Genomic DNA, 25,834 nt, shown 5'->3' on the forward strand with positions numbered 1-25,834 from the left:
TTCTAGAATCCCTCCATCGACCGGACCAGCGCGCCCAGTTCCTCCCGCCCGCTGATGCCGAGCTTGCGGTAGACGCAGCTCAGCCGCCGTTCCACGGTGCGTTTGGTGACCGACAGCGTCTCGGCGATCTCGCCGTTGACGCGCCCGCGGGCGACCATGACCGCGACCTTACGCTCCGGTTCGGACAGCGAGGTCCAGATCGGCGAAACCGGCGCGGCCGGCTTGGTGCCCGCCCGCTCGCTCAGCTCCCGCAGCCGCGCGCTGAGCCAGTGCGAGCGGTGGATGGTGGCCAGCGCGGCGGCCTCGGCCAGCAGCGGGGGCGCCGCCGCCGGGTCGCCGTCCTCCAGTTCGGCCGCCGCGACTTCCAGCAGTGCCAGCGTGTACACCGGGCTGAGCCGGTATCCGCGCAGCACGCGCAACGCTTCACGGGCCCGTACCACGCGGTGTTCGCCGGACAACCGGGAAAAGCCCATTTCGGCCCAGCCGAGCGCGCTCGGCGCGCCCCACTTCTCCGCCAGCGTCCACTCTTCCAGGCTGAGCCGCTGCGCTTCCTTGATGTGGCCCAGCGCGGCGGCCGCGCCCGCGGCGACCGAGCGCCACGGCAGCAGGCCCGGGTTGACGATGTTCTGCCGCAGCAGCCGCCTGCCGCACTCGCGGAACATGTCCAGCGCGTCGACCGGGCGGCCTTCGGCCAGCGCCAGCAGCGCCCTGGCGAACATGAAGTAGGCGGAGAAGGCGCCCTCGGCCGGGCTTTCCCGCGCGGCCAGCTTCCTGGCCCGGTCCAGCCGTCCATATTGGACATCGATGCAGAGCTGCAGCGAGGTCGGGTAGGACGCCAGGTTGGGGTGCCAGCCGCTCAGCGGGAGCGCCCGCTCGGCGGCGGCCAGATCGCGTTCGGCGGCGTCGTTCCGGCCGGTGCGCATGCCCAGTTCGGCCCGCGCCACCAGCACGCGCGCGGTGCCCGCCCGCAGGTGCTCGCGCTGCACGTCGGCGAGCAGCGCGTTCAGCTGGACCTCCGCCTCTTCGAGGTCGTCGGTGAGGAACAGCGCGCGGCAGGCGGAAAGCCGGGGCATCACCAGCAGCGGCCGCGAATCCTCCCGGCGCAGCGCCCGCCGGGCGAGCACCCTGGTGGCCTGCAGGTCGTTCGCCGACGCGGCCAGCTGCCACGCCCTGGCCCCGGCCTGCGCGGTGTCGAGCGGGTGGTCCGGCAGCGAGGGCATCTCCGGCACCATCGGCTCGCCGTCGTCCTGCCGGGTCTGCTCGGACAGCCAGTACAGCGCCAGCATCGCGTCCTTTTCGGACTCGTGCTCGGCCAGCACCGCCTCCGCGGCCACCCGGCGCGCCCAGTGGCTGTCGCCGCGGCTCAGCTTGGCGTCCACCGCGCGCACGCGCAGCCCGGCGAACTCGGGCCCCGGCGTGGAGGCCAGTTCGGTCAGCCTGCGGTCGCTGGCCACCGGCACCCTGGCCACCTGCACCGACGCGAGTTCGAAGCTCAGCTTGGCGCGGGACAGCGGGTCCAGCGGCTCGTCCAGCGCGCGGTTCAGGTAGGCCACGGCCAGGCCGTCCTCCCCGTTGCGCAGTGCCGCGGCGAAGCTGCGGCGGAGCAGGTGCACCACCCACTGCGTGCCGATCGGCCCGGCGCACAACAGGATCCGCGCGACGTCGTCGTCGCGGACGTCGGCCCGGTAGGCCAGTTCGGCGGCCCGCGCGTGCAGTTCGGCGCGCTCGGGTCCCGGCATGCTTTCCAGCACCCTGGCCGCGACCACCGGCGCGCGGACCCGCAGCCGCTCCCCCGAGTTCACCGTGAGCCCGCTGGAGGCGATGATCGAGCGGATCCGCGACTCGTGCAGGTGCGGCTCCCCCGCCAGGCGGCAGACCAGCGGGAAGTCCAGCACGTCCCCGCAGACCGCGATGGCCCGCAGCACCGACATGGCCTCTTCGGACAGTCCGTCCACGACCCGGGTGGTGTACTCGCCCAGCGCGGCCTCGCCGATCGCCCGCAGCCGGGGCACCCCGGCGGTCACCGGCTGCCCGCCCCGGTCCCGGAATTCGCCGAGGACTTCCCGCAGCAGCCAGGGGTTCCCGCCGGTGGCCGCCAGCGCGGCGGCGCAGAACTCCGGCTCCCCCGGCACGCCGAAGACCAGTTCGATCGCGTCCGCCACCCCGCGCGCGCTGAGCGGGCTGAGCATCAGTTCGACGGCGTTGACCTGGCCGTCGGGCACCAGGTTCGTCACCGAGTACTCGTTGCCCGCCGAATCCCCGCAGGTGCCACCGGTACTGGCGAGCATCGCGATCCGCGTGCCGGGCAGCCGGCGCATCAGCGCCTGCAGCCAGACCGAGGACGCCGGGTCGAGCCACTGCGCGTCCTCGACGATCATCATCGTCGGCCGCGTGCGCGCCTTGCGCAGCAACTCGGCCAGCCCCGGCAGTTGTTCCGTCCCGGCCAGCACTTCCCGCGCCCGCGGCACCAGCGGCGCGAGCAGTTGCGCGACCACGCCGTAGCGCAGCGCGTGCTCGGCCGGGGACGCCCTGGCCCACAGCACCCGCACCCCCTGCCCGGCGGCCAGCCGGGCGAGCCAGCGCAGCAGTTCGAGCTGCCCGAGGCCGGGCGCGCCGGAAATCGTGACCATGGACGGGATCCCGCGGTCGAGCGCGCCGAGCACGGCGGTCAGCACGTTGCGCTCGGCCTCCCGTTCGAGGCGCAGCACCTCGTCGCTCACGACAGCACCCGCTTCGCCGGGCCGCCGAGCGAGCGCGGCATGTCGGCCAGCGCGGTGTCCAGTTCGGCCCGCGAGCCGACGCCGAGCTTGCGGTAGACGTTGGTCAGGTGGGACTCGACCGTGCGCACGGTGACGAACAGCGATTCGGCGATCACGCGGTTGCTCGACCCGGCCACGGCGAGCGCGGCGACCTTGCGCTCGGTCCCGGTGAGCATGTCGACCGGCGATTCGGTGATCTCCCGCATCCGCCCGCCCGCGGCGACCAGCCCGCGACGCGCCGACTTCGCCAGTGCCAGCGCCCCGCAGCGGCGGGCGAGGTCGGCCGCGGTGCGCAGGTGCCCGCGGGCGCGTTCCCGGTGCCCGGACTCCAGAAGTGCTTGTCCCAGGCGGAATTCGGCCCGCGCCTGCTCCAGCCGGGCGGGTGAGCGCGCCAGCAGGGTCGCGGCTTCGGCGAGCAGGTCCATCCCGGCCGTGCCGGGCGTGACCACCCCGCGGGCCAGCGCGGCCAGCCCGAGCACGCGCGGGGTGCCCCAGCGCCGGGCCAGCCGCGTACCGTACTCGACGATCTCCAGCGCGTCCCCCGGCCGCCGGGTGTCGGCGAGCACGCAGGCCGACTCCACCCACCACGGCACGAACGCCGGGTTCACCAGCCCGGCTTCCCTGAGCGAGCGCCCGCACTCGTCGAACAGCGCCAGCGCGGTTTCGGCGTCGCCCATCGCCCACCGCGCCCGCGCGCGGGTCATCAGGAACCAGTGGTACTCCCAGACGAACCGGTCCAGGTCCGTCCGGACCACCCCGGCCAGCAGTTCTTCGGCGCGGACGGCGTCACCGCGGTCGACGAGCGCGGCCGCGAGCGCGGTCGGCGGCATGGTCACCGCGTCACCCCACGGCTCACCGCGGCTGACGTCGAGCGAGACCTGCGCGTCGGAGATCGCGTCGGCCAGTTCGCCGAGCCCGTGCATGATGAACGCGCGGAAGGACAGCGTCAGCACGTAGGTGCGCACCGCCGCGTTCTCCCTGGCGTGGTCGAGGACCCGGTCGAGCGCGTCCATGCAGTCGCCCACCTCGTCGGCGAAGCTGAGCGCCAGCGCGGAGGACAGCAGCGACCAGCCGCCGAGGGTGACGCCGGGCCCGCGCATGGCGCGCCGCGCCTGCTCGACCGCCAGCGCCGGGGAGGTGCCGTCCATCGCGGTCACCACGGTCATCGTGCCGAGCAGCTGCCGCTGCGCCGGGGTGTCCCCCGGCGGCGGGGTCATCCGCGCGACCCGCTCGCGGATCGGCGCGATGGTGACCTTCTCGTCCACCCCGGTGAGCAGCAGCGCCGACTCGACGTGGGTGCGCAGTTCGCGGTCGGCCGGGTCGGGGTCGGGCCCCAGTTCCAGGTCCAGCGCGTCGAGCACCTCGCTGAGCACCTGCACGGCTTCGGGCGATTTCTGCACGTGGAGGCAGGTCATGCCGAACTGCACCGCGACCATCGCCCTGGTGCGCACGTCCAGCGCCAGCACCAGTGCTTCGCGCAGCAGCGCGGCGCCCTTCGGCGGGTCGATCTCCGCCAGCGACCTGGCCAGTTGCAGCCGGACCGGCACGCTCTCCGGTTCGGCTTCGAGCACGCGGTAGAGGTACCGGATCGCGGCTTCCGGCGCGCCCCGGAGTTCGGCGCGCGCGGCGGCCGCGCGCAGCACGCCCGCCATCCACGGCCGGTTCACGTCCGGCACCAGCAGCAGCAGGTTCGCCACGTCCTCGGCGGGCCGCCCGGCGTCGCTCAGCAGGCTGGCGGCCCGCACGCGCAGGGCGCCGAGGTCGGCCGTGCTGATCGAGTCGAGCACCGCGGTCCGCACCACGTCGTGCACCGGTTCGGTGCGGACGGCGGCGAGGATGTCCGCGCCCCGCAGCACTTCGAGCGCGACCTCCACCTGACCGGACGGCACGCCGGCCAGTGCGCCGAGCAGTTCCTCGCCCTGGTCGCCGAGCACCGCGACGGCCACCGCGACCGCGCGCACCCACTCGGGTTTGCTGTCCAGCGCAGACCGCACCGAGGTGGCGACCACGTACCGGCCGACCTCGGTGACCCGGCGGGCCCCGTCGCGGTCGGCGGCCACCCCGAGGTCACGCAGTTCCTGCAACAGGCGGGTGAGCACCAGCGGGTTGCCGCCGGAGACCACGGCGGCGTTGTGCACGAAGGCGGGATCCACCGGGCCGGCGAAGTCCCGGCCGATGACGGTGGCCACGTCGGCGTCGGTCAGCGGGCCGACCCCGATGGTGACCGAACGCGGCTGCGCGCAGATGTCGGCGAGCGCGCCGGGCGCCACCGGCTCGATCTCGGTGCGCTGGGCGAGCACCACCAGCAGCGGCAGCGTGTCCGCCCGCCGCATCAGGAACTCCAGCCAGCGCAGGGACCGCTCGTCGCACCAGTGCACGTCGTCCAGCGCGAGCACCAGCGGGCCGTCGGCCATCAGGTTCACCGCGAGCCAGTAGAGCCCGTGCAGTGCCGGGTAGTCCGCGGCCGAAGAGCGGGCGTCGTCGGGATCGGCGGCCAGCGCGACCATGGCACGCCGGGCGCCACCACGCAGCAGCGGGGAGTCGCCGGTCAGTTCGAGCGAACCGAACAACGCCTGCGCGCCGCCGTAACCGGTGCCCGCCACCACCTCGCCGCAGGTCCCGTGCAGCACCCGCATGCCCTCGCGCACCGCGATCCCGGTGAACGCCCGCAGCAGGCTGGACTTGCCGATCCCGCTCGGTCCGGAAAGGACGACCAGGCCCGCGTCACCCTCGCGGGCGGCCGCGGCCCGCCGCGCGAGCGCCCCCAGTTCGCCACCCCGGCCGATGAGCACGCCGGAGTCGCCGGGGACGTCCGTCCGCTCGACCAACTGGCCCTCCCTTGCGCGGCGCAGCCCGTGACGACTTCGCCAGATGGCGGGCGACCCCCGCATCCCGGCCCCCACGCCGCATCCGCGGTCTCAGGTTAGGTGGACCGCGGGGCATCGCGCAGGGTCAGTGATCCGGCGGTGGAACCGTACGTTCGTACGGTGAATCGGCCGGGCGCGGACGGCATTCAGGCGCGCCGGGCAACGGTTTGCGGTGAACAATTCACCAATGACCCCGCCGAGCAGGTCTTCCACGCCGCGGCGGTGGTCCACGGCGGACACCGCACGACCGATTCCGCCGCGCGGGCGAGGACGGAGAGCACGGATTCGCCACCGGCAGGGGGTGCGACGCAGTTACCGCCCGATGGGCGACCGGTGGAAAAACCCGTTCAACGGGCTGGGACGACTCGTACGCAACGCGGTCACGCGCACACGGTGCGCACCGTCGCTTGTGGTCACCCCATTTTCCCGATGACCGTCAGTCATTTACCAACCGCACTCGAACAATAACAGAAGGTGTCCTAGCCGGCAGCCGCCGCGAGCTCCGCGGTCAGCGCCAGCACCGCGTCGAGGTGCTGGGTCAGGAAGAAGTGCCCACCGGCGAAGACGCGCAGCTCGAACGGGCCGGTGGTCACCGCCGCCCACGCCTTGGCCTCGTCCAGGCTGGTCTTCGGATCGCTGTCCCCGGTGAGCACGGTGACCGGGCAGTCCAGCGGCGAACCGGGCGCGCACCGGTAGGTCTCGATGGCGCGGTAGTCGGCGCGCACGGCCGGCATGATCATCCGCAGGATCTCCTCGTCGCCGAGCACGCGGGTGTCGGTGCCGCTGAGCAGTTTCAGCTCGGCGATCACCCCGTCGTCGTCCCGTTCGTGCACCCGCTCGTCGCGATGGGTGTCCGGCGCGCGGCGGCCGGAGGCCACCAGGTGCGCCGGGGCTTCGAGCCCGCGGGCGGCGAAGGCCCGCGCCACCTCGAAGGCCACCACGGCGCCCATGCTGTGCCCGAAGAAGACCAGCGGGCGGTCGGCCAGCCCGGCCAGCACCCCCGCCACCCGCCCGGCCAGGTCGGCCAGGTCGTCCACCGGCCGCTCACCGCGGCGGTCCTGGCGGCCCGGGTACTGCACCGAGAAGACCTCGGCCTTGGGCGACAACGCCGCCGACATCGGGTGGTACCAGCTGGCCGACCCACCGGCGTGCGGGAAGCAGATCACCCGCGGCGCCCCGGGGCGCGCCGGGTGGTAGCGGCGCAGCCACAGGCCGGTGTCCGGGGTGGAGGTCACGGGTGAGCTGGGCATGGGTCCTCCTGGGCGAGCGGGTACGCGCCCGGTCAGCGAACACCAGTGCCGTCGAGGAAGTTGCTAGTCCGTGATCCTTTCCGCGGTTTTCGCGGCGTCCGCGATTCGCGGAATCGGCACGGAGAACCGGGGAACCCGGCGAAGACTAGGCGTTTCTGGGGCGCTCCGGCGGTTCTACTGGTGCCGCCCCTTTCCGGAGCGCACCGCTGAGGTGAGTGATGACGATTTTCGCCGTGCCGGACTCGACCGAGTCGGTGGACCACCGCGACCCCGTGCACCGGTTGTCGCAGTTGCTGGACGCGGGTTCGCTCGTCCCGATCCACCTGCGCGAAGGGCTCGGGCTCGCGGTCGCGCGCGGGTCCGTGGACGGCACCCCGGTCATCGCCTACTGCACCGACGGCAGCCGGATGGGCGGCGCCATCGGCGTCGACGAGGCACCGCTGATCGTGGACGCCATCGACCTGGCGGTCGAACAGGGCTGCCCGGTCATCGGGGTCTGGCACTCCGGCGGCGCGAAGCTCAACGAGGGCGTCGCCGCACTGGACGGCATCGGCCGCATGTTCGCCGCGATGGTGCGTGCTTCGGGCCGGGTCCTGCAGCTTTCCGTGGTGCTCGGCCCGGCCGCCGGTGGCGCGGCCTACGGCCCGGCGCTGACCGACCTCGTGGTGATGTCCGAGTCCGGCCGCGTCTTCGTCACCGGCCCGGACGTGGTCCGCTCGGTCACCGGCGAGCAGATCGACATGGCCGGGCTGGGCGGCGCCGAAGCACACGGGCGCAAGTCCGGTGTGGTCCACGTGACCACCGGGTCCGAGACCGAGGCCTACGCCGAAGCCCGGCGCATCATCGGTTTCGTCGGCAGGCCGGGTTCGGTGGACACCACCGCGGTCAAGCCGGCCGGCGACCTCCGCGCGCTGCTGCCGGATTCCCCGCGCCGCGCCTACGACGTCAAACCGCTCGTGCGCGCCCTGCTCGACGACGGCGATTTCGCCGAACTGCAGGCGAAGTGGGCGCCGAACATCGTCATCGGCTTCGGCCGGATCGGCGGGAAGGCCATCGGCGTCATCGCGAACAACCCGCTGCGCAAGGGCGGCTGCCTGGATTCCCTGTCCGCGGAGAAGGCGTCGCGGTTCGTGCGGATGTGCGACTCCTTCGGCATTCCGCTGCTGGTACTGGTCGACGTACCGGGGTACCTGCCCGGCGTCGGCCAGGAATGGGGCGGGGTGGTCCGGCGCGGCGCGAAACTGCTGCACGCCTTCGCCGAAGCCGTCGTGCCCCGGATCACCCTGGTCACCAGGAAGTCCTACGGCGGCGCGTACATCGCGATGAACTCCCGGTCGCTGGGCGCCAGCGCGGTGCTGGCCTGGCCGGAAGCGGAGGTCGCGGTGATGGGCGCGGAGGCCGCCGTGGGCATCCTGCACCGCAAGAAGCTCGCCGCCGCCCCGGAACACGAGCGCGAAGCGCTGCTGGCGACGCTGGTCACCGAGCACGAGCTGATCGCCGGTGGCGTCGGCCGCGCGCTCGGCATCGGCGTGGTCGACGAGGTCATCGAACCCGCGGACACCCGTGACCGGCTGGCCGGGCTGTTCGCCTCCTTCCCCGACACGCGGGGGGATCACCGCAACATCCCGCTGTAGAACGGTCTTCGCCGCTGGTCACCACGCTCGATCCCGCGTTCCGCCGGCCGCTTGGGTAGGGTTGCCGCACCGGGATGTGGTGGCCAGGGCGGGTTTCTCCGGTGCCCGCCGGAAGGGATGAGCGTGACCGGGAGCGAAAGCGCTGTGCGCGCCCAGTTGGCCCGCGTGCTGCGGGCGTCGGGCGACGAGCTGACCGAGAGCTGGGTGACGGCCCAGCTGGGCCGGTTGGCCGAAGGGAACCAGCCCGCGCGGCCGGAACTGACGGCCGAGGCCGCCGCGGTGATCGGCGCGCTGCGCGGCGGGCTCGAGTCGGAGCTGCCGGTGGACCGGATCGTGCGCGAGCACCAGCCGCTGCGCGACGCGATCGCCGACCTGTCCTCCCGGCGTGCCCGTGACGGCGCCGCGCCGGGCGACACCGCGATGGCCATCCTGTCGCTCAAGGAGGTCCTGCTCACCGCCGTGCGCCGGAAGACCACCGAGCCCGCCGTGCTGCTGGAGACCGCGCTCGAGGTGAACCGGCTGCTGGACACCGCGGGCCTGCTCGCCTTCCAGTCCTATGTGGAGGGACGAGAGGAGATCATCCGGGTGCAGCACGAGCAGATGCTCGACCTGTCCACCCCGGTCGTCCAGCTGTGGCGCCACATCCTCGCAGTGCCGCTGATCGGCACCCTGGACAGCGCGCGCACCCAGGTGGTGATGAACGGGCTGCTGGAGTCCATCCAGGCCAACGAGGCCAGGGTGGCGATCATCGACATCACCGGGGTGCCCACCGTGGACACCGTGGTGGCCCAGCACCTGCTGCAGACCGTCGGCGCGGTGCGGCTGATGGGCGCGGAGTGCCTGATCAGCGGGATCCGCCCGGCGATCGCGCAGACCATCACCCAGCTCGGCATCGACCTGTCGATGATCAGCACCCGCAGCACGCTGGCCGACGCGCTGGCCGAGGCGATGCGGGTGATCGAGGCCGAGGACGGGGCTTCGGGCCCGGAGCAGCTCGCGGGTGCCCGGTGACCGGCCCCGTGCCCATCCTGCGCCTGGGCGACATCCTGCTCACCGGGCTCCTCAACGACCTCGACGACAAGACGGCGCTGGAGTTCACCGGTGAGCTCGTCGACCGCATCTCCGCCGAGGGCAGCCGGGGCGTGGTGATCGACATCTCCCGGCTGGAGATCATCGACTCGTTCGTGGCCAGGGTGCTGATGGAACTGGCGGGCACCGGCAAGCTGCTCGGCGCGCGGATGATCGTGGCCGGGATGCGCCCGGCGGTGGCGATCACCCTGTCCGAGCTCGGCCTGCAACTGTCCGGTGTGGAGACCGCGCTCAACGCCGAACGCGCGATGGCGCGGCTGGGCTGGGAACAGCGGCCCCGGCGGGCGGAGGCCCATGCCGCAGGGTGAGACCACCACCGGCGCCGCGCCCGAGGAGCGCCACGCCATCACCGACGAGCGGGACCTGCTGCGGTCGAGGCACGCGGTCCGCGCCGCGGCCGTGGCCGCCGGGTTCGACCTGGTCGGCCAGACCAAGCTGGTCACCGCGGCCAGCGAACTGGTGCGCAACGCCTACATCCACGGTGGCGGCGGGGTGCTGCGCATCGTGCCGCTGACCGGCGCGGGCGGGCGCCGGGGCGTCCGGCTGGTGGTCAGCGACCACGGCCCGGGCATCCCGGACGTGGACACCGCGCTCAGCGACGGCTACAGCACCGGCGCGGGGCTCGGCCACGGCCTCGGCGGCACCCGGCGGCTGGTGGACAGCTTCGCCATCGACACCGAACCCGGCCGCGGGACCACCATCGTGGTGGAGCGCTGGGCATGAGCACCCCGCTCGCCACCGGCGAGTTCACCCGGCACCTGCGCGTGGACCACGTCAGCGCGGTCCACGTGGCCGCGCGGGTGGCGCGCACGGTGGCCAAGGCGGCGGGGCTGCCGTCGTCGCTGCCGGACCAGGCCGCGGTGGTGGCCTCGGAACTGGCCAGCAACCTGGACAAGCACGCCCGCGAGGGCCAGCTCTACATCTCCCCGGTGCTGCACGGCACCGGCGTGGACATCATCGCCGCGGACACCGGTCCCGGCATGCTCGACGTGGACCGCTGCCTGGCCGACGGGCACACCACCACCGGCACGCTCGGCGCCGGGCTGGGCGCGATCCGCCGGATGGCGGCCGAGTTCGCGGTGCACACCGTGCCGGGCGAGGGCACGCTGATCAGCGCGCGGGTGCTGGCCCCGGGCACCACCCGCACCCCGCCGGTGGCGCACGTGAACGTGCCGGCCCCCGGTGAGGAGGTCAGCGGCGACCTCGCCGCCGTGCGCGAGACCGGAGCCGGCTTCACCCTGCTCATGGTGGACGGGCTCGGGCACGGGCCGGACGCCGCCGCGGCGTCCGCCGCGGTGCTCGAAGCCTTCGACCGCGACCCGGCCCGCCCGCTGCCCGCGTTGTTCACCGAGTTGCACCGCGGCGCCCGGCAGACCAGGGGCGCGGCGGTCGCGGTCCTGCGGCAGCGGGGTACCCGCGGCGAGTTCCTCGGCATCGGCAACGTCAGCGCGGCCGTGCTGGCCGGCGGTTCGGCGCGGCAGCTGCTCAGCCTGCCCGGGGTGGTCGGCCTGCGCCTGCCACCGGCCACCGTGCGCCCGGTCGAGCTGCCGCCGGGCACCACCGTGGTGCTGCACTCCGACGGCATCTCCGGCGACTGGCTGCCCGCGGCCACCACGAGCGCCGGGCTGGTGCCCTCGCTGCTGGCCGGTTCGCTGGTGCACCGCCACCGCGTGACCCGCGACGACTCGGCCGTGCTCGCGGTCAAGTTCCCCGGGGAGCCGGCGTGACCTGGCAACTGCGGACCACCTCCCCGCGGCAGCGACTGCCGCAGCTGCGGGCGAACCTCCGGCAACTGTGCGACCGGCACGGCATCGGGCTGGAGGTGCGGGCTCGGCTGGTGCTGGCCGCGACGATGGTGGCGCGCGCCGCGCCGCCGGGGTCACCGCTGACGTTGAGCGCCACCGTCCAGCGCGACACCAGCCCGGCCGTACTGGTGATCACCGTGGAACTGACCGCTCCCCCGGCCGGCCTGCCGGAACTGCCGCTGCCCGCCGAGGCGGAACAGCCCGGCAAGCTGGTCTGGAGGCTCCCTGCGCCGGTGAACCCCGCCTCCGCCGAGTTCGGGGCCCCGGCGACGGACGAGGAGCTGGCCACCGAGGACGAACTGCGGGCGGTGCTGGCGCGCATGGACGGAATCGAGCAGGAGCACCGCCAGCTCAAGCACGAGATCGCCGAGACGAACAGCGGTGTGCTGGCGATGTACGTCGACCTCGAGCAACGCGACGAGCAGTTGCGCGAGGCGCACGCGCTGATCTTCCGCGAACTCAAACACGCGTTGCGCCCGCCGCCGCCGGTGGTGCCCGGGGTCGAGCTGGGCGTGCGGTACGACCCGGCCGATCCGCAGGCACCCACCGGCGGGGACCTCTACGACTGGTTCCTGCTGCCGGACGGCACCCTGCACATCACCGTGGTCGACGCGGTCGGGCACGGGGTCACCTGCACGCGGCACGCGCTGCAGGTCACGCACGCGGTACGGGCACTGGCGCTGGAGGGGCGGCCGCTGGAGGAGCTGATCGAGCGGACCGCGCACACCGTGCTCGCCGGGGAACCGCGACTGCGGGCGACCGTCCAGGTGGCCCGGCTGGACCCGGGGACCGGTGAGCTGTGGCTGGCCGGTGGCGGACACCCGCCCGCGCTCGTGGTGTCCGAAGAGGACTGCCTGTTCCTGCCGACCCCGGGGCGCGGCATCGGTTTCCCGGCCCCGGGCAGCGACACCCTCGTGCGCCACCGGCTGCGCCGGGGTGATCTGCTCCTGCTGCACACCGACGGGCTCACCGAAAGCCGGAAGGACGCCGAGGAAGGCGAGCAGCGCCTGCGCGAAACCGCCCGGCGGCACGCGCATTCACCGGTCGACGTCCTGACCGAAGCGGTGGTGCGCGACATGCACGAAGTGGTCACGCACCTCGACGACACCCTGCTGCTGGCCGCCCGTTTCCGCGCCTGACCCCGGTTACCGGCGGCGGCGCGGGGTCAGCCGGACGCCCGGCAGGACCGGGGCCGGGATCCGCTGCCCGTCGTGGCCGTCGACCTCGCCGAAGCGGGTGCCGCTCTCCCAGTCGGCGCGGGCGGCGGCGATTTCGTCGTGACCGCGTCCGACGAAGTTCCACCACATCACCAGCTCACCGGGGAACGGCTCGCCGCCGAGCAGCAGCGCCCGCGCGGCCGCGGTCGCGGTGATGCCCAGTTCCGTGCGCCCGGTCCCGAGGTAGAGCAGCGGGCCCGCACCGACCGGCACACCGTCCACTTCGACCTCGCCGTCGATCACCAGCACGGCGTGCTCGAAGTCGGGACGCAGGGGCAGCACGGCTTCCGCCCCGGCGGCCACGGCCAGTTCCGCGCCCAGCAACGGGGTGTGGGTGGTGGCGGGCGAAACGGCGTCACCGAGCGAACCCATCAGCACGGTCGCGTCCACGCCGCCGGTCCGGTGGTGCGGCAGGTCGGTGTGCTGCTCGAAGGCGGGCTCGATGCCCAGCGCGCCGTCGGGCAGCGCGACCCAGAGCTGCAAGGCGTGCAGCAGTGGGGTTTCCGGGGTTTCTGGGGTTTCTGGGGTTTCTGGGGTTTCTGGGGTTTCTGGGGTTTCTGCCTCCTCGCGCACGGAGAACTCCGAATGCGACACGCCACGCCCGGCCGTCATCAGGTTCAGCTGCCCCGGGCGCACGAGCACGTCGGAGCCGACCGAGTCCCGGTGCCGGATCTCCCCGGCGAGCGGCCAGGTGACCGTCTGCAGGCCGGTGTGCGGGTGCGGCAGCACCTTCATCTCGACCCGTTCCGGGCCGAACTGGTCGAGGAAGCACCAGGCGCCGACCGTGGGCAGCGCGCGCTGCGGCAGCACCCGGTCGACCTTCATCCCGCGCACCCCGCCGAGCGGTACCGCGCGTGGCTCGTGGAACTCCGCGACGGCCCCGGCACCGGCCGCGGAGTGGCACGGCGTCACCTCGGGCCCGCGGTCCAGGTTGGTCATCGGTGCGCGTTCCAGTCGACGTGCTCCTCGTAGCCCTCGGCGCGCTGGAGGTACTTCGCGATGAACGGGCACAGCGGCACGATCGTCCGTCCACGCCGGACGGTGTCGTCGAGCGCGCCGGCCGCCAGCACCTTGCCCAGTCCCTGCCCGCCGAACTCCGCGCCGACCTCGGTGTGGGTGAAGACGGTCTGCTCGCCCTCTTCCCGGTACGCGGCGAACCCGGCCACCCGGTCGCCGACGAACACCTGGTAGCGGGATCCCGCCTCGTCACGGGTCACCGTGACGTCCCCGGCCTGCTCAGTCATCCCTGTCCTCCTCGCTCACACCCATACCCTGCAGTACAACCGCCAGTCCACCGCGGAATTCCTCGTCGGCGCCGAGGCGTCGCGCGTCACGCGCGGTCTCGCTCAGCCAGGGGAACTCGGCGGGCGGCAACGCGGCCAGCGCGTCGGTGCCCGGACCGGACAGCGGCCCCAGGTGCTCGGCCTGCAACGCGCCGAGCAGGTAGCCGATGAGCACGCGGAAGGCGACCACCCGGCGCTTCCCGGTGAACCCGGCGTCGGTCAGCACCCCGAGCACGGCCTCGCCCCAGCGGGCCGACGACGGTGCGCGGTGGCGGTGGGTGAGCAGCAGCGGCACCACGGCGGGATGACCGCCGACGGCCGCGCGCATTCGCTCGGCGAGGGTGGTCAGCCGCCTGCGCCACGAGGTGCGCGGCGGCAGTTCGAGGTCGATGCCGCCGAGGACCAGTTCCACGATCAGCCCTTCGAGCTGGTCGCGGTCTTCGACGTAGCGGTAGAGCGACATCGTGCCCATGCCGAGTTCGCCGGCCACGGCACGCATCGACAGCGCCGCGAGGCCGTCGCGGTCGAGCACGGCGAGCGCGGCGGTGGCGATCCGGGCGGGGGTCAGCGAACGTGGGCGGGGCATGTCGATTGACAGCGTACGACAGACGCGCCTACGTTCGTAGGCGTACACCGCACGCTTAACTCTGGGAGGTCGTCATGGCAGGACGGATCGAGCCGGGCACGGTGCTGGCACCGCGCGAAGTGGACGTGGTCGACGGGGAACCGGTGGCGATCCCGCTGGCCGGACGGCTGGTGCACCTGCAGTTCCGGCGGTTCGCCGGCTGCCCGGTGTGCAACGTGCACCTGCGGTCGGTGACCCGGCGCCACGCCGAACTCAGCGCGGCCGGGGTGCTGGAGGTGGCGGTCTTCCACTCCCCCGAGGACGAACTTCGCCGGCACACTGCGGAAATCCCGTTCGCCGTGGTCGCCGATCCGGGCAAGCGGCTCTACCGCGAGTTCGGTGTGGAGGCCGGGCGGCGCGCTCTGCTGAACCCTCGGGCGTGGCTACCGGTCCTGCGCAGCATCGCGGCCGGGCTGCTCCGGCGCGACCGGCTGCCCGCGCCGAAGCAGGAACACGGCAGGCTCGGCCTGCCCGCCGACTTCCTGATCGCCGCGGACGGCACCGTGCTCGCCGCGAAGTACGGCGAGCACATCAACGACCAGTGGAGCGTGGACGAGGTACTGGCACTCGCACGCGCCAGGACCGTCGTACCCCGCGGCTGAGCCGTCAGCTAAGGCGGTCCAGCAGTTCGTGGTGGCGGCCGGGGGCCCGCAGGTCCGGCGGGTCCGGCTGCCCCAGCGAGTGGTCGTCCGCCCGCAGCGCCGCCAGGAACCGGACCACCGCCCGCGGGTCCGGCAGCACCTCCCCGCCGAGGTAGGCCAGCACGATCACGTCCTCGCCGCAGCCCGCCTCGATCGTCACCGCCCAGCCGTGCTGCTCGTCCCAGATCAGGGCCAGGTCGCGGCCGGGGAACCGGCCGAGCCGCCAGTCGATGGCGATGTAGGCCGAGACCGGGGTGTCCAGGTCGACCGTGCACGATTCGAGGCCGATCCCGAGCGCCGAGGTGACGGCTTCGAGGTAACCGCGGAGACCGCGGTCGAACCGGTACTCGACGTCGGAGTCGATCAGGCTGCTCACGGGACATGCCTTTCGTCGGTGGGGACGGCACGAAGATCGGTGGCGGTGCGCCCGTCTACCCCGCGCAGCCGGAAGTCACACCTTGTATCCGCCTTCCCCGGTGCGGTTCACCCGAACCGACGTGTAACGACTGCCCCGAATGGGTACCCGGCGGTGTCGGCATCGCGCGAAGGGCTGGATCCCATGCTGAGTCACCACGATCGCGAGCAGCTGAAGAAGATCGAAGAGTGGTTCGAGGCCGCCGAACCGGCCCTCGCCGCCTCCTTCCGCCGGATCGGCACCCCACGCCGGTTCAGCATCGGGAAAGTGTTCCCCATCTGCGTGGACGTCCTCGCCGGCTTCCTGCTCGCCCTCGCGGTGATCACCGCGAACGCCACCCTGGTGCTGACCGGCATGCTCGCGCTGGTGCTCGGCGTGGGCCTGCACCTCGCGCGTCACCTGCCCGCCGACGCCTGAACTCCGGTCACCACACGTCCGAGTAGTGCCTCACCAGTTCGGGGAACCTCGGCTCCTCCGGCGGGCTGCTCGCCTTGACCACCTCGCGCCCGTCGAGCAGGGCTTCGAGGTTGTCCAGCGAGATGTGGAACCCGGCGGCGCTCTGGGAGACGTGCCCGGGGTCCTTGACGGTCATCTCGAGGATGAGCAGGCAGCCGCCGTCGCTGTCCCGCAGTTGCCAGTCCATCAGGACACCGAACGCCCGCCAGGTGAGCCGCCGCCCTGGCTCCACCGCCACCACCTCGCCCTGCACCGGCTTGCCCTTGCCGAACGCCAGGCTCACCTTGCCGCCCGGCACGGTTTCCGCCCGCACCCGCCACGGGGTCCACGTGGACAGTTCGGCGTCGTCGGTCAGCGCCCGCCACACCCTGGCGACCTCGTGCGCGTACTGCCGTTCGAAGTGGAGCCGCCCGTCCTGAGCACTTACCTTCATGATCTTTCCCCTTTCCGTCACCCCTTCGACGAACGGACCGGGCGAAGACCGACACCTCAGGCGAACAAGCGTGCCGGGGTTACCTCGCGGGTGTGCCGGACCAGGTCGAACCAGCCCGCCGGCGTGCCTTCGAGGTAGTCGTGGGCCGGGTCGTACCGGGGTCCGACCAGCCTGGTCCTGGCCGGGGCGTCCGCCCAGGCGGCCGGGGCGTCACGCAGGTCGAGCAGGAACGTGTCCGCCTTCGCCTGGTCCAGCGTGGCTTCGAGGAAGTCCCCGGGCAGCACCGGCAGCCAGTCCAGCGGTTCGCCGTGGTGGAAGGTCAGGCCGACCGAGAGGTAGGAGCACCGCTCACGCAGCAGGCGGCCCGCCGTCGGCACGTCGCCGGGTGCGGTGTGCGCCATTCCGCCCCAGTACACGAGCTTCGCCGGGTCGCGGTCGCGCCACCGCGTGACGCCGTCGGCGAGCACGCGCTCGATCGCTTCCTGGTCCGCGGGGACGCCGGGCTCCTCGCGGGGATGCACCACGCGCACCGGGTCGCCGGGGTGTGCCTCGTTGTACGACCGGAGCCACCGGACCGTGCCGAGGACCTCTTCGGCCCGCAGGAACGACCTGGCCCCGGCGAGCACCCGCCGGGGGTCGCCGTCACCGGTGCGCACGTACTCGTCGAGCAGCACGCTCGCCGCGTCGTCGCCTTCGAACAGCACCGCGCGGTAACCGTGCTCGCGCACCAGGTACCGCACCATCTCATCAGCCATTGTGGACAGTTCATGAGCGCTGCGGCAGGACACGCCCAGCGCCACGACGTCCGCGTCCGCGGCACGGGCACCCAGCGCCGCGAGTCCGTCCTGGGTCACTGCGTCAAGCCAAGGGGTCATGCCGCGAACGCTAGGAGTTGAACCAAGGTTCAGGTCAAGCGCTCGGCCAGGCGGCCGAGGAAGGCCCGCTGCCCCTTCACCAGTTTCCGCTCGGCTTCGGCGAGCTCGAACCACTCGAACCGGTCCATCTCGGGGAACTCCTGCATGCGGCCCGAACGCGGCGGCCACTCCATCTCGAAGGTGCCGGGCACGGCGAGCGCCGGGTCCAGGTCGGCTTCGAGCGCGAAGACCGTGACCACCTTGCCGGACTGCCTGACCTCCCCCAGGGCGACGTGCTCACCAGCGGGGACCGGCAACCCGAGCTCTTCTTCGAACTCCCGGCGCGCGGCGGCGAGCGGCTCCTCGTCCGGCTCCTGCTCGCCTTTCGGCACCGACCAGGCGGCTTCGTCCTTGCGGGCCCAGAACGGCCCGCCCATGTGCCCCAGCAGTACTTCGGTGTGCGCCGCGCCCCCGCGATACAGGAGGAGCCCGGCGCTGCGTTTGGCCGCCATGGCGGTCATTCTGCCCCTAAGGTGGACAGCATGCGCCTGCTGATCATCGCCGACACGCACGTGCCAGCACGAGCCAGGACGCTGCCCGCCGAGGTGTGGGCCGAGGCCGAGGCGGCGGACGTGGTGGTGCACGCCGGCGACTGGATCGAACTCGCGCTGCTCGACGAACTGGAGCGGCGGTCGAAGCGGGTGATCGGCGTGTACGGCAACAACGACGGGCCCGATCTGCGAGCGCGGCTGCCCGAGGTCGCCCGCGCCGATCTGGACGGGCTGCGCCTGGCCGTGGTCCACGAGACCGGGCAAGCGAAGGGCCGGGAAGCGCGCTGCGCCAAGGAGTACCCGGACACCGACGTGCTGGTCTTCGGCCACAGCCACATCCCGTGGGACACCGAGACCGGCACCGGCCTGCGCCTGCTCAACCCCGGCTCCCCCACCGACCGCCGCCGCCAGCCGCACCACACCTACCTCACCGCCGTGGTCGACGGCGGCCGGCTGACCGAGGTCGAGCTGCACACCGTGGCCAGGGGAGCGTCGTGAACATCCCCGAGTTGATCGGCACGGCCTGGAATTCCCTGACCGTGAAGCGGGTCTACGGGGAACCGTGCGAAAAGGACGGTGTCGTGGTCATCCCAGCGGCCACCGTCTGGGGCGGCGGGGGCGGGGGCGACGGCCTCGACGGGCGTCGCGCACAGGGCGCGGGCTTCGGCGTGATCGCCCACCCCACCGGGGCCTACGAGATCAAGGGCGGGAAGGTGCGCTGGGTGCCGGCGGTCGACGTGAACCGCCTGATCACCGCCACTGCGGCGGTCGCGGTGACCTACCTGCTGACCCGGTCGCGGCGCACCCGGGTGGAATCGCGCACCACCAGCTCCGGGGTGTAGACCACGGTCTGGTGCTCGTGCTCGCCGGGGACCGCGTCGTCGGCGGTTTCGGCGATGATCAGCTCGGCGGCGGTCTTACCGAGCCGGGTGGCGGGCTGGCGGACCGAGGTCAGCGGCACCGCGGCCGCCGCGGCGAACTCGATGTCGTCGTACCCGACGATCGCCATCTCCTCCGGCACGCGCACCCCGGCCGCGACCATCGCCTGGAGCACGCCGAGCGCGAGCAGGTCGTTGGCGCAGAACACCGCGGTCGGCCGCGGGCTGATGCCGAGCACGCGCGCCCCGGCGTCCCGCCCGGAGGCCACGTCCAGCGCCTCGGATTCCAGCACGGTGAACGTCCGGCCGGGCGCGGGCGCCTCGGCCAGCGCCGCCCTGGCTCCGGCTTCACGGTCGCGGCACTGGGCCAGCAGCTGCGGCCCGTTGACGAAGGCGAGGTGCGTGTGCCCGGCTTCGACCAGGTGCCGGGCGGCCAGCGCGCCACCGGCCACGTCGTCCACCGACACCGAGCAGGCGTCGGAGTTCGGCACGTTCCGGTCCACGAAGACGTACGGGATGCCGCTGCGCCGGAAGGCTTCCAGGCTCTCCCCCGCCGTGCCGACCGGGCTGAGCAGCACCCCGCGGACGCGTTGTTCGGCGAGCATCGCCAGGTGCGCGGCCTCGCGGTCGACCCGCTGGCCGCTGTTGCAGGTGATCACGTTCAGGCCCTCGGCCTGCGCCGCCTGCTCGGCGCCCTGCGCCACGTCGACGAAGAACGGGTTGCCCAGGTCGAGCACCAGCACGGCCAGCGTGCGGCTGCGCCCGGCCCGCAGCTGCCGGGCGGATTCGTCGCGGACGTACCCCAGTTCCTGGATCACCGAAAGGACCCGGGACCGCGTCGCGGCCGACACCACGTGCGGCCGGTTCACCACGTTCGACACCGTGCCGATGGACACCCCGGCGATCCGGGCGACGTCCTTAATGCCGACCATACTTGCTCTCCGTCACACCGAACCCTAACATGCGGATGAAACGTTTCAACCCGGCCAGTTCACTCCAGCGACGCAGGAGAAGTGATGACCGAGCCCAGCCAGGAAACCGTCGACCGGCTGCTGACGCGGTCCCACCGGCTGGGGGCGGACCCGGCGAACACGAACTACGCCGGCGGGAACACCTCCGCCAAGGGTACGGCCACCGACCCGGCCTCCGGCGAACCGGTGGAACTGTTGTGGGTCAAGGGTTCCGGCGGTGACCTCGGCACCCTCACCGAACCCGGGCTGGCCGTGCTGCGGCTCGACCGGCTGCGCGGGCTGACCGGCGTCTACCCCGGACCGGAACGCGAGGACGAGATGGTCGCCGCGTTCGACTACTGCCTGCACGGCCGCGGTGGCGCGGCCCCCTCGATCGACACCGCCATGCACGCCCTCGTCGATTCCGCGCACGTCGACCACCTCCACCCCGATTCCGGGATCGCGCTGGCGACCGCGGCCGACGGTGAAGAACTGACCGCGCGCTGCTTCGGTGACCGGGTGGTGTGGGTGCCGTGGCGGCGGCCGGGTTTCCAGCTGGGCCTGGACATCGCCGGAATCAAGGGCGCCAACCCCCAGGCGATCGGCTGCATCCTCGGCGGCCACGGCATCACCGCATGGGGTGACACGTCGGACGAGTGCGAGGCACGCTCGCTGGAGATCATCCGGACCGCGGCGGAGTTCCTCGCCGAACACGGCCGCGCGGACCCGTTCGGCGCCCGCGTCCCCGAGTACGAGCCGCTGCCCGAGGCCGCCCGTCGTGAGCGGGCCGCGGCACTGGCGCCGGTCCTGCGCGGGCTCGCGTCCACCGATCGCCGTCAACTGGGGCACTTCACCGACTCGGCCGTGGTGCTCGACTTCCTGGCGGGGGCGGAACACCCGCGCCTGGCCGCGCTCGGCACCTCCTGCCCGGACCACTTCCTGCGCACCAAGGTCCGGCCGATGGTGCTCGACCTGCCGCCGACCGCGCCGCTGGACGAGGTGCTCACCCGGCTGGGTGAGTTGCACGAGGAGTACCGCGCGGACTACCGCGCCTACTACGAGCGCCACGCCGAGCCGGATTCCCCCGCCCTGCGCGGCGCCGATCCGGCGATCGTCCTCGTGCCCGGGGTCGGCATGTTCTCCTTCGGTGCCGACGCGCAGACCGCGCGGGTGGCGGGCGAGTTCTACGTCAACGCCATCAACGTCATGCGGGGCGCGGAATCGGTGTCGGCCTACGCGCCGATCCCGGAGAGCGAGAAGTTCCGGATCGAGTACTGGTCGCTCGAAGAAGCCAAGCTCCGCCGCCGCCCGGCCCCGAAGCCGCTGGCCGGTCGCGTCGCGCTGGTCACCGGCGGCGGTTCGGGCATCGGCAAGGCGACCGCCCGGCGGCTCGCGGCCGAAGGCGCGTGCGTGGTCGTCGCCGACCGCGCCTTCGACGCCGCGCAGGAGGTCGCCGCGGAACTCGGGCGGGACACCGCGATCGCGGTCCGCGCCGATGTCACCGAGGAGAACGAGGTCGCCGCCGCGTTCGCCGAGGGCGCCCTCGCGTTCGGCGGGATCGACCTGGTGGTGAACAACGCGGGGCTGTCCGTTTCGAAGCCGTTGCTGGAGACCACCGCGGCGGACTGGGACCTGCAGCACGACGTGATGGCCCGCGGCTCGTTCCTGGTCTCGCGTGAAGCGGCGCGGCAGATGATCGCGCAGGGCCTGGGTGGCGACCTGGTCTACATCGTCAGCAAGAACGCGGTGTTCGCCGGGCCGAGCAACGTCGCGTACGGGGCGGCGAAGGCGGACCAGGCGCACCAGGTGCGGTTGCTCGCCGCCGAACTGGGCGAGCACGGCATCCGCGTCAACGGCGTGAACCCGGACGGGGTGGTGCGTGGCTCGGGCATCTTCGCCGGGGGCTGGGGCGCGCAGCGGGCGGCGGTCTACGGCGTGGAGGAAAAGGACCTCGGCGCGTTCTACGCCCAGCGCACGCTGCTCAAGCGCGAGGTGCTGCCGGAACACGTGGCCAACGCGGTCTTCGTGCTGGCGGCCGGGGAACTCGGGCACACCACCGGCCTGCACGTCCCGGTGGACGCCGGGGTCGCCGCGGCCTTCCTCCGCTGATGGCCGCGGTCTTCGCGGCGGTCGACCTCGGCGCGTCCAGCGGCCGGGTGGTGACCGGGCGACTCGGTGCGGGCACGCTGGAACTGGCGGAGGTGCACCGGTTCGCGAACGAGCCGGTGTCCGAAGGCGGCCTGCTCCGGTGGGACATCCGCAAGCTCCACAAAGGACTCACCGACGGCCTGCGCGCGGCCGCCGACCGCCACGGCACGCTCGACGGCATCGGCATCGACTCGTGGGCGGTCGACTACGGCCTGCTCGACGCTTCCGGCTCGCTCATCGCGAATCCAGTGCACTACCGGGATCCGCGCACCGCGGCGGGGGTCGAGCGGGTGCACGCCGTGGTGCCGCCCGCGCGGCTGTATGCCACCACCGGTATCCAGTTCCAGCCGTTCAACACGGTTTTCCAGCTCGCCACGGAGGAACTGTCGTCCGTGGCGGACATCCTGCTGATCCCGGATCTGCTGTCGTACTGGCTCACCGGCGAGAAGGGCACCGAGCGGACGAACGCCTCCACCACCGGGCTGCTGGACCCGCGCACGGGTGAGTGGTCCGCAGGACTGTTCGCGGAACTGGGGCTGGCCGCCGAACTTTTCCCGCCGCTGCGGGATCCTGGCGTCTTGGCCGGGTCCTATGAGGGATGTCCGGTGTACACCGTGGGCTCGCACGACACCGCCTCGGCCGTGGTCGCGGTCCCGGCGACGAGCGACCGGTTCGCTTACATCTCTTGTGGGACCTGGTCGCTGGTGGGGTTGGAGTTGGACGAACCGGTGCTCACCGAAGAGGCACGGCAGGCTAATTTCACCAACGAGCGTGGCGTGGACGGCAAGGTCCGTTTCCTGCGCAATGTCATGGGTTTGTGGCTGCTGCAGGAAGTGCAGCGGGATCTGGGCCTGGGCTTGGGGTACCTGCTCGACTCCGCCGCCAGGGCCACGCCGGGCCGGAGCATCGTCGACGCGACGGACCCGCGTTTCCTGCCTCCGGGGGACATGGCCGCGCGGATCACCGCCGCCTGCCGGGAATCCGGGCAACCCGAACCGCGCGATCCCGGCGAGCTGGCCCGATGTGTCCTGGACAGCCTGGCCCTCGCCTACCGCGACGCCCTCTCGGATGCTGTGCGCCTGTCGGGCCGTCCGATCGAAGCGGTGCACCTCGTGGGCGGGGGCGCACACAACGAACTGCTGTGCCGGTTGACGGCTGATGCCTGCGGCTTGCCGGTCCACGCGGGGCCTGCGGAGGCGACCGCGGCGGGGAATCTACTGGTGCAGGCACGGGCTGCAGGGCTTCTGGATGGGGGCCTGAGGGAGCTGCGTTCCTGGGTGCGGGGGGTGCGGACCTACCTGCCGGAATGAAACGATTCATCCCGGTATTCCCCGGAGGTTGCCGGTCAGCAGCTCAACCGCGGCTCGGCCCAGTCGGTGTGGTCGTGGTTCTTGCCGTCACCGCCGTCCGTGGTGCGCAGGGTCAGCATGCGCACTCCGGTGACGTCGGCGCTCAGCGCCACCGCCGGTGAGCCACCGCGCAGCACCGGCGTTTCGGCCAGCACCTCGCCATCGCCGAGGAGCTGGAAGGTGGCCGAGCCGGGTTCGGTGGTCTCGTCGTCCAGGCCGACCAGGGCGGTGAAGCTCCGGCACCCACGCCCCAGGTAGACCGTCACCTCGCTGGCGGCGTGCGTGCCGAGGCCCTTCGCGTAGGTCACACCGCCGATGGTCAACGGGTTGCCGTCCCCGGCTACCTGGTCGTTGTTCGAGCGGTCCCGTTCGACCGGGCCCCAGCCGTTGCTCGCGGAGACGAACGGCAGCTCACTCACGGAAGCACCGTCCGCGGGCACGGGAGGCGGCACGAAAACCGAGACCGCCTTGGCGACGTGCACCTCCGGCGCGTCCAGTGAGGGGTCACGGAAGTCCGCCGCGACCGGGATCTCGTGCTTCCCCGTCCGCGACCCGACCGTCACCGTCCACTTGCCACTCAGCACCTCGCCGGGCACGAACTCGTTGTCCCACACCGGGTTTCCGGCCACCGACCAGCCCTCGGGCACCGAAGGCGCCAGAACCGCATCGCGCACCGGACGGTCGGCGGTGAACTCCGCGCCGATCTCGAACGTCGAGCCCGGCGAGCGGTCACCGGCGTCCTGCGGCGTGATCGTCAGAGAGGTGCCCGGGACGTGCTGGACGGGCTTGTCGCAGGTGGTCCGCCCGGGGGTCGCCGGGCAGGCGATCGCGGCGAAACCGCCGTTGGCCGGGACCGCGTGACTCAGCGTGTCCGTGGCGCGCAGCACACGGCTTTCCCGCTGCACGTCGGAACGCGGTGAGCCCGGGACATCCCGCACGGTCTCCACCAGCCACTCCCCCTCGCCGAGGAAGGACAGCGGGGTGCTCACCGTGCGCGCCGGGCCGGCGGTGATCGCGCCGACGAACCAGCGGTCGCCGCTCCGCCTGGCCAGCGCCGCCTCGTCACCGGGGTGCCCGCTCAGGTACCGCGTCTCGTCCCACACGGTCGGCACCTGGTTCAGGAAGCGCAGCGTGTTCGGGTGCCGGTCGTAGGCCTCCGGCTTGTCCGCGAAGTGCTGCCACGCCGATTCGTACAGCACCGGCAGCGCCACCTCGTGCCCCACGCTGGACGTCCGCGGCCCGACCTCCAGCGCCACCGGCGTGAAGTCCATCGAGCCGACCACGTTGCGGGTGAACGGGTGCACCGGGTTGTTCGCCGGCTGCGGCAACTGCTCCTGCCCGTGGATCGCCTCCATGGTCATCACGTGCGGCCAGGTCCTGGCCAGCCCGTGCGGAATGGTCGAACCATGGAAGTTGATCATCAGCTCGAGCGCCGCGGTCTCCGCCAGTATCTCGTCGTACCACGCATAGCGCGCCTGGCTGTCCGACTCCATGAAGTCCACCTTGACGCCCTTGACGCCCCAGGCCTTGACCTTCGGCAGGACCTCCGCCCGCTTCTGCGGCGTGTCCAGCGTCTGCCAGTGGAACCACAGCAGCACCTCGACCCCGCGTGCCCTGGCGTAGCGGGTCAGCTCCGGCACCCAGTCCTCGCTCCAGCCCTCGTCGACCAGCACGTACGGCCAGCCGTTGCGGGCGGCGAAGTCCACGTAGACCTTCTGCCGGTCGAAGTCACGCGGGCTCTGGTGCTCGCTGAGCCACGACCAGGCGGACTTGCCCGGCCGGATCCACGAGGTGTCCTCGATCTTCGACGGCGCGGCCAGGTCGTCGACCAGGGTCGACTCGGTCACCGTGGCGAGGTCGCCGATGATCGCGGTCCGCCACGGCGTCCGGAGCGCGCCCGGCGCGGTGACCCGCTCGTCGGCCAGCTTCACCGCGTAGGTCGGCGAACCGGCCTCGTGCACCAGCTTGCTCCCGGAATACGAACCGTCCACATCGGATTCGGTGAGCAGCACGAAGTCCGCACCGGACTGGAACAGCGAGGGGTGGCCGAACTCGCCGGCCGGCGCCCCGGCGGCGGTGGTCTCCACCCGCTGGTTCTCGTACCAGGCGTTGTAGGGCAGCAGCCAGGCCGTGGCGGCCGGGTCGAGGCGGTAGGCCGACGCCTCCCCGGTGACCACCGTGCCGCCCTCGTCCGGCAGCACGTAGCGGTAGGCCACACCGTCATCGGACACGCGGAGCACCAGCTCGAACCGCGCGTCCCCGGCGGCCAGCCGGAACCGGGTCTCCCGCGCGCGGACCGCCCGCTCTTTCCGCTTGCCGGTGGTCATCGTGTAGCGCTCGGCGAGGACGCGCTGCTGCTGCCCGAGCACCTTCAGGTCCTTGCTCAGGTCGGCGCGTTCGGTGCGCAGGCCGACCGGCGCGGGAGCCAGCACGGTCCGGCCCGCGCGGGCGGCCGACAGCTTGAGCTGCCCCGCTTCCAGCGTGAGCTGCGCGGTCAGTGGTGAGCGGGACGACGGGCCGGTCACCGTCCAGCCGGTCGCCGCCGAAGCGGGGACGGCGGTCAGCGACAGCGCGATCGCCAGTGAAAGGAGCAGGGCGGCGGAACTCCGGCCGGGCCACATCGTCCAAGC

24 protein-coding genes are annotated in these 25,834 nt (G+C 72.7%); 12 read left to right on the top strand and 12 right to left on the bottom strand.

Features of this window, described 5'->3' with window-relative positions:
* Positions 1–2 precede the first annotated feature (2 nt).
* The 3 genes from JOM49_RS32370 to JOM49_RS32380 form a co-directional block, all read right to left on the bottom strand.
* Entirely contained in the window at positions 3–2,720 is a 2,718-nt protein-coding gene (locus JOM49_RS32370; RefSeq protein WP_209667965.1) for a helix-turn-helix transcriptional regulator, read from the bottom strand.
* Complete coding sequence (locus JOM49_RS32375) at positions 2,717–5,587, bottom strand: helix-turn-helix transcriptional regulator (protein ID WP_209667966.1); 2,871 nt, start codon at positions 5,585–5,587, stop codon at positions 2,717–2,719. The genes JOM49_RS32370 and JOM49_RS32375 overlap by 4 nt, the downstream gene beginning before the upstream one ends.
* Positions 5,588–6,105: 518 nt before the next feature.
* The gene (locus tag JOM49_RS32380) at positions 6,106–6,876 is read right to left on the bottom strand and encodes a thioesterase II family protein (protein WP_209667967.1); all 771 of its coding nucleotides are present in this window, start codon (positions 6,874–6,876) and stop codon (positions 6,106–6,108) included.
* A gap of 218 nt (positions 6,877–7,094) precedes the next feature.
* Here JOM49_RS32380 and JOM49_RS32385 point away from each other — a divergent pair, with 218 nt between their 5' ends.
* The 6 genes from JOM49_RS32385 (at position 7,095) to JOM49_RS32410 (ending at position 12,543) form a co-directional block, all read left to right on the top strand.
* Positions 7,095–8,510 carry an acyl-CoA carboxylase subunit beta gene (locus JOM49_RS32385; RefSeq protein ID WP_209667968.1) on the top strand — a complete coding sequence of 472 codons (1,416 nt, stop codon included), beginning with the start codon at positions 7,095–7,097 and terminating at the stop codon, positions 8,508–8,510.
* A gap of 123 nt (positions 8,511–8,633) precedes the next feature.
* Entirely contained in the window at positions 8,634–9,521 is an 888-nt protein-coding gene (locus JOM49_RS32390) for an STAS domain-containing protein (RefSeq protein WP_372444127.1), read from the top strand.
* Positions 9,518–9,907 (top strand): STAS domain-containing protein, encoded by a 390-nt coding sequence (locus tag JOM49_RS32395; protein WP_209667970.1) that lies wholly within the window; start codon positions 9,518–9,520, stop codon positions 9,905–9,907. The genes JOM49_RS32390 and JOM49_RS32395 overlap by 4 nt, the downstream gene beginning before the upstream one ends.
* A complete protein-coding gene (locus JOM49_RS32400; protein ID WP_209667971.1) occupies positions 9,894–10,322 on the top strand; it encodes an ATP-binding protein in 429 nt (142 codons plus the stop codon). The genes JOM49_RS32395 and JOM49_RS32400 overlap by 14 nt, the downstream gene beginning before the upstream one ends.
* Entirely contained in the window at positions 10,319–11,326 is a 1,008-nt protein-coding gene (locus tag JOM49_RS32405; protein WP_209667972.1) for an ATP-binding protein, read from the top strand. The genes JOM49_RS32400 and JOM49_RS32405 overlap by 4 nt, the downstream gene beginning before the upstream one ends.
* Entirely contained in the window at positions 11,323–12,543 is a 1,221-nt protein-coding gene (locus tag JOM49_RS32410; RefSeq protein WP_308158948.1) for a PP2C family protein-serine/threonine phosphatase, read from the top strand. The genes JOM49_RS32405 and JOM49_RS32410 overlap by 4 nt, the downstream gene beginning before the upstream one ends.
* A 6-nt stretch (positions 12,544–12,549) precedes the next feature.
* On the opposite strand, the gene JOM49_RS32415 is transcribed toward JOM49_RS32410, so the two are convergent.
* From JOM49_RS32415 to JOM49_RS32425, 3 genes are read right to left on the bottom strand one after another with little or no spacing between them, the layout of a single operon-like run.
* The gene (locus JOM49_RS32415; RefSeq protein WP_209667973.1) at positions 12,550–13,560 is read right to left on the bottom strand and encodes a pirin family protein; all 1,011 of its coding nucleotides are present in this window, start codon (positions 13,558–13,560) and stop codon (positions 12,550–12,552) included.
* Positions 13,557–13,865: a GNAT family N-acetyltransferase gene (locus JOM49_RS32420; RefSeq protein WP_209667974.1), complete on the bottom strand. Its 309-nt coding sequence runs from the start codon at positions 13,863–13,865 to the stop codon at positions 13,557–13,559. The genes JOM49_RS32415 and JOM49_RS32420 overlap by 4 nt, the downstream gene beginning before the upstream one ends.
* A complete protein-coding gene (locus JOM49_RS32425) occupies positions 13,858–14,490 on the bottom strand; it encodes a TetR/AcrR family transcriptional regulator (protein WP_209667975.1) in 633 nt (210 codons plus the stop codon). Before JOM49_RS32425 ends, JOM49_RS32420 begins: the two co-directional genes overlap by 8 nt.
* A 74-nt stretch (positions 14,491–14,564) precedes the next feature.
* Here JOM49_RS32425 and JOM49_RS32430 point away from each other — a divergent pair, with 74 nt between their 5' ends.
* Positions 14,565–15,131, top strand: a complete 567-nt coding sequence (locus JOM49_RS32430; protein ID WP_245369547.1) for a peroxiredoxin-like family protein — start codon at positions 14,565–14,567, stop codon at positions 15,129–15,131.
* A 4-nt stretch (positions 15,132–15,135) separates the two neighbouring features.
* Here the strand turns inward: JOM49_RS32430 and JOM49_RS32435 are convergent, their stop codons facing one another.
* Positions 15,136–15,546, bottom strand: a complete 411-nt coding sequence (locus JOM49_RS32435; RefSeq protein ID WP_209667976.1) for a DUF6292 family protein — start codon at positions 15,544–15,546, stop codon at positions 15,136–15,138.
* Positions 15,547–15,729: 183 nt separating this feature from the next.
* Between JOM49_RS32435 and JOM49_RS32440 the strand changes: the two genes are divergently transcribed.
* Positions 15,730–16,002 (top strand): DUF3040 domain-containing protein, encoded by a 273-nt coding sequence (locus JOM49_RS32440; RefSeq protein WP_209667977.1) that lies wholly within the window; start codon positions 15,730–15,732, stop codon positions 16,000–16,002.
* Positions 16,003–16,009: 7 nt separating this feature from the next.
* Here JOM49_RS32440 and JOM49_RS32445 read toward each other — a convergent pair whose 3' ends face one another.
* The 3 genes from JOM49_RS32445 to JOM49_RS32455 are packed head-to-tail and all read right to left on the bottom strand — an operon-like array spanning position 16,010 to position 17,840.
* Positions 16,010–16,474, bottom strand: a complete 465-nt coding sequence (locus tag JOM49_RS32445; RefSeq protein WP_209667978.1) for an SRPBCC domain-containing protein — start codon at positions 16,472–16,474, stop codon at positions 16,010–16,012.
* Between the two features lie 56 nt (positions 16,475–16,530).
* Positions 16,531–17,349 carry an erythromycin esterase family protein gene (locus JOM49_RS32450; protein ID WP_209667979.1) on the bottom strand — a complete coding sequence of 273 codons (819 nt, stop codon included), beginning with the start codon at positions 17,347–17,349 and terminating at the stop codon, positions 16,531–16,533.
* 29 nt (positions 17,350–17,378) lie between these two features.
* Entirely contained in the window at positions 17,379–17,840 is a 462-nt protein-coding gene (locus tag JOM49_RS32455) for an NUDIX hydrolase (protein ID WP_209667980.1), read from the bottom strand.
* 30 nt (positions 17,841–17,870) lie between these two features.
* Here JOM49_RS32455 and JOM49_RS32460 point away from each other — a divergent pair, with 30 nt between their 5' ends.
* Entirely contained in the window at positions 17,871–18,377 is a 507-nt protein-coding gene (locus JOM49_RS32460; protein ID WP_209667981.1) for a metallophosphoesterase family protein, read from the top strand.
* Positions 18,374–18,721, top strand: coding sequence for a sporulation protein (locus tag JOM49_RS32465; protein ID WP_209667982.1), 348 nt, complete (start codon positions 18,374–18,376; stop codon positions 18,719–18,721). Before JOM49_RS32460 ends, JOM49_RS32465 begins: the two co-directional genes overlap by 4 nt.
* Here the strand turns inward: JOM49_RS32465 and JOM49_RS32470 are convergent.
* A complete protein-coding gene (locus tag JOM49_RS32470) occupies positions 18,658–19,689 on the bottom strand; it encodes a LacI family DNA-binding transcriptional regulator (protein ID WP_209667983.1) in 1,032 nt (343 codons plus the stop codon). The genes JOM49_RS32465 and JOM49_RS32470 overlap by 64 nt on opposite strands.
* Positions 19,690–19,773: 84 nt before the next feature.
* Here JOM49_RS32470 and JOM49_RS32475 point away from each other — a divergent pair, with 84 nt between their 5' ends.
* Positions 19,774–21,816 carry a bifunctional aldolase/short-chain dehydrogenase gene (locus JOM49_RS32475; protein WP_209667984.1) on the top strand — a complete coding sequence of 681 codons (2,043 nt, stop codon included), beginning with the start codon at positions 19,774–19,776 and terminating at the stop codon, positions 21,814–21,816.
* A complete protein-coding gene (locus JOM49_RS32480; protein ID WP_209667985.1) occupies positions 21,816–23,165 on the top strand; it encodes a rhamnulokinase in 1,350 nt (449 codons plus the stop codon). The genes JOM49_RS32475 and JOM49_RS32480 overlap by 1 nt, the downstream gene beginning before the upstream one ends.
* 35 nt (positions 23,166–23,200) lie before the next feature.
* Here JOM49_RS32480 and JOM49_RS32485 read toward each other — a convergent pair whose 3' ends face one another.
* Complete coding sequence (locus JOM49_RS32485; protein WP_209667986.1) at positions 23,201–25,825, bottom strand: NPCBM/NEW2 domain-containing protein; 2,625 nt, start codon at positions 25,823–25,825, stop codon at positions 23,201–23,203.
* Between the last annotated feature and the right edge of the window lie 9 nt (positions 25,826–25,834).

Source organism: Amycolatopsis magusensis, assembly GCF_017875555.1.
Classification (GTDB): domain Bacteria; phylum Actinomycetota; class Actinomycetes; order Mycobacteriales; family Pseudonocardiaceae; genus Amycolatopsis; species Amycolatopsis magusensis.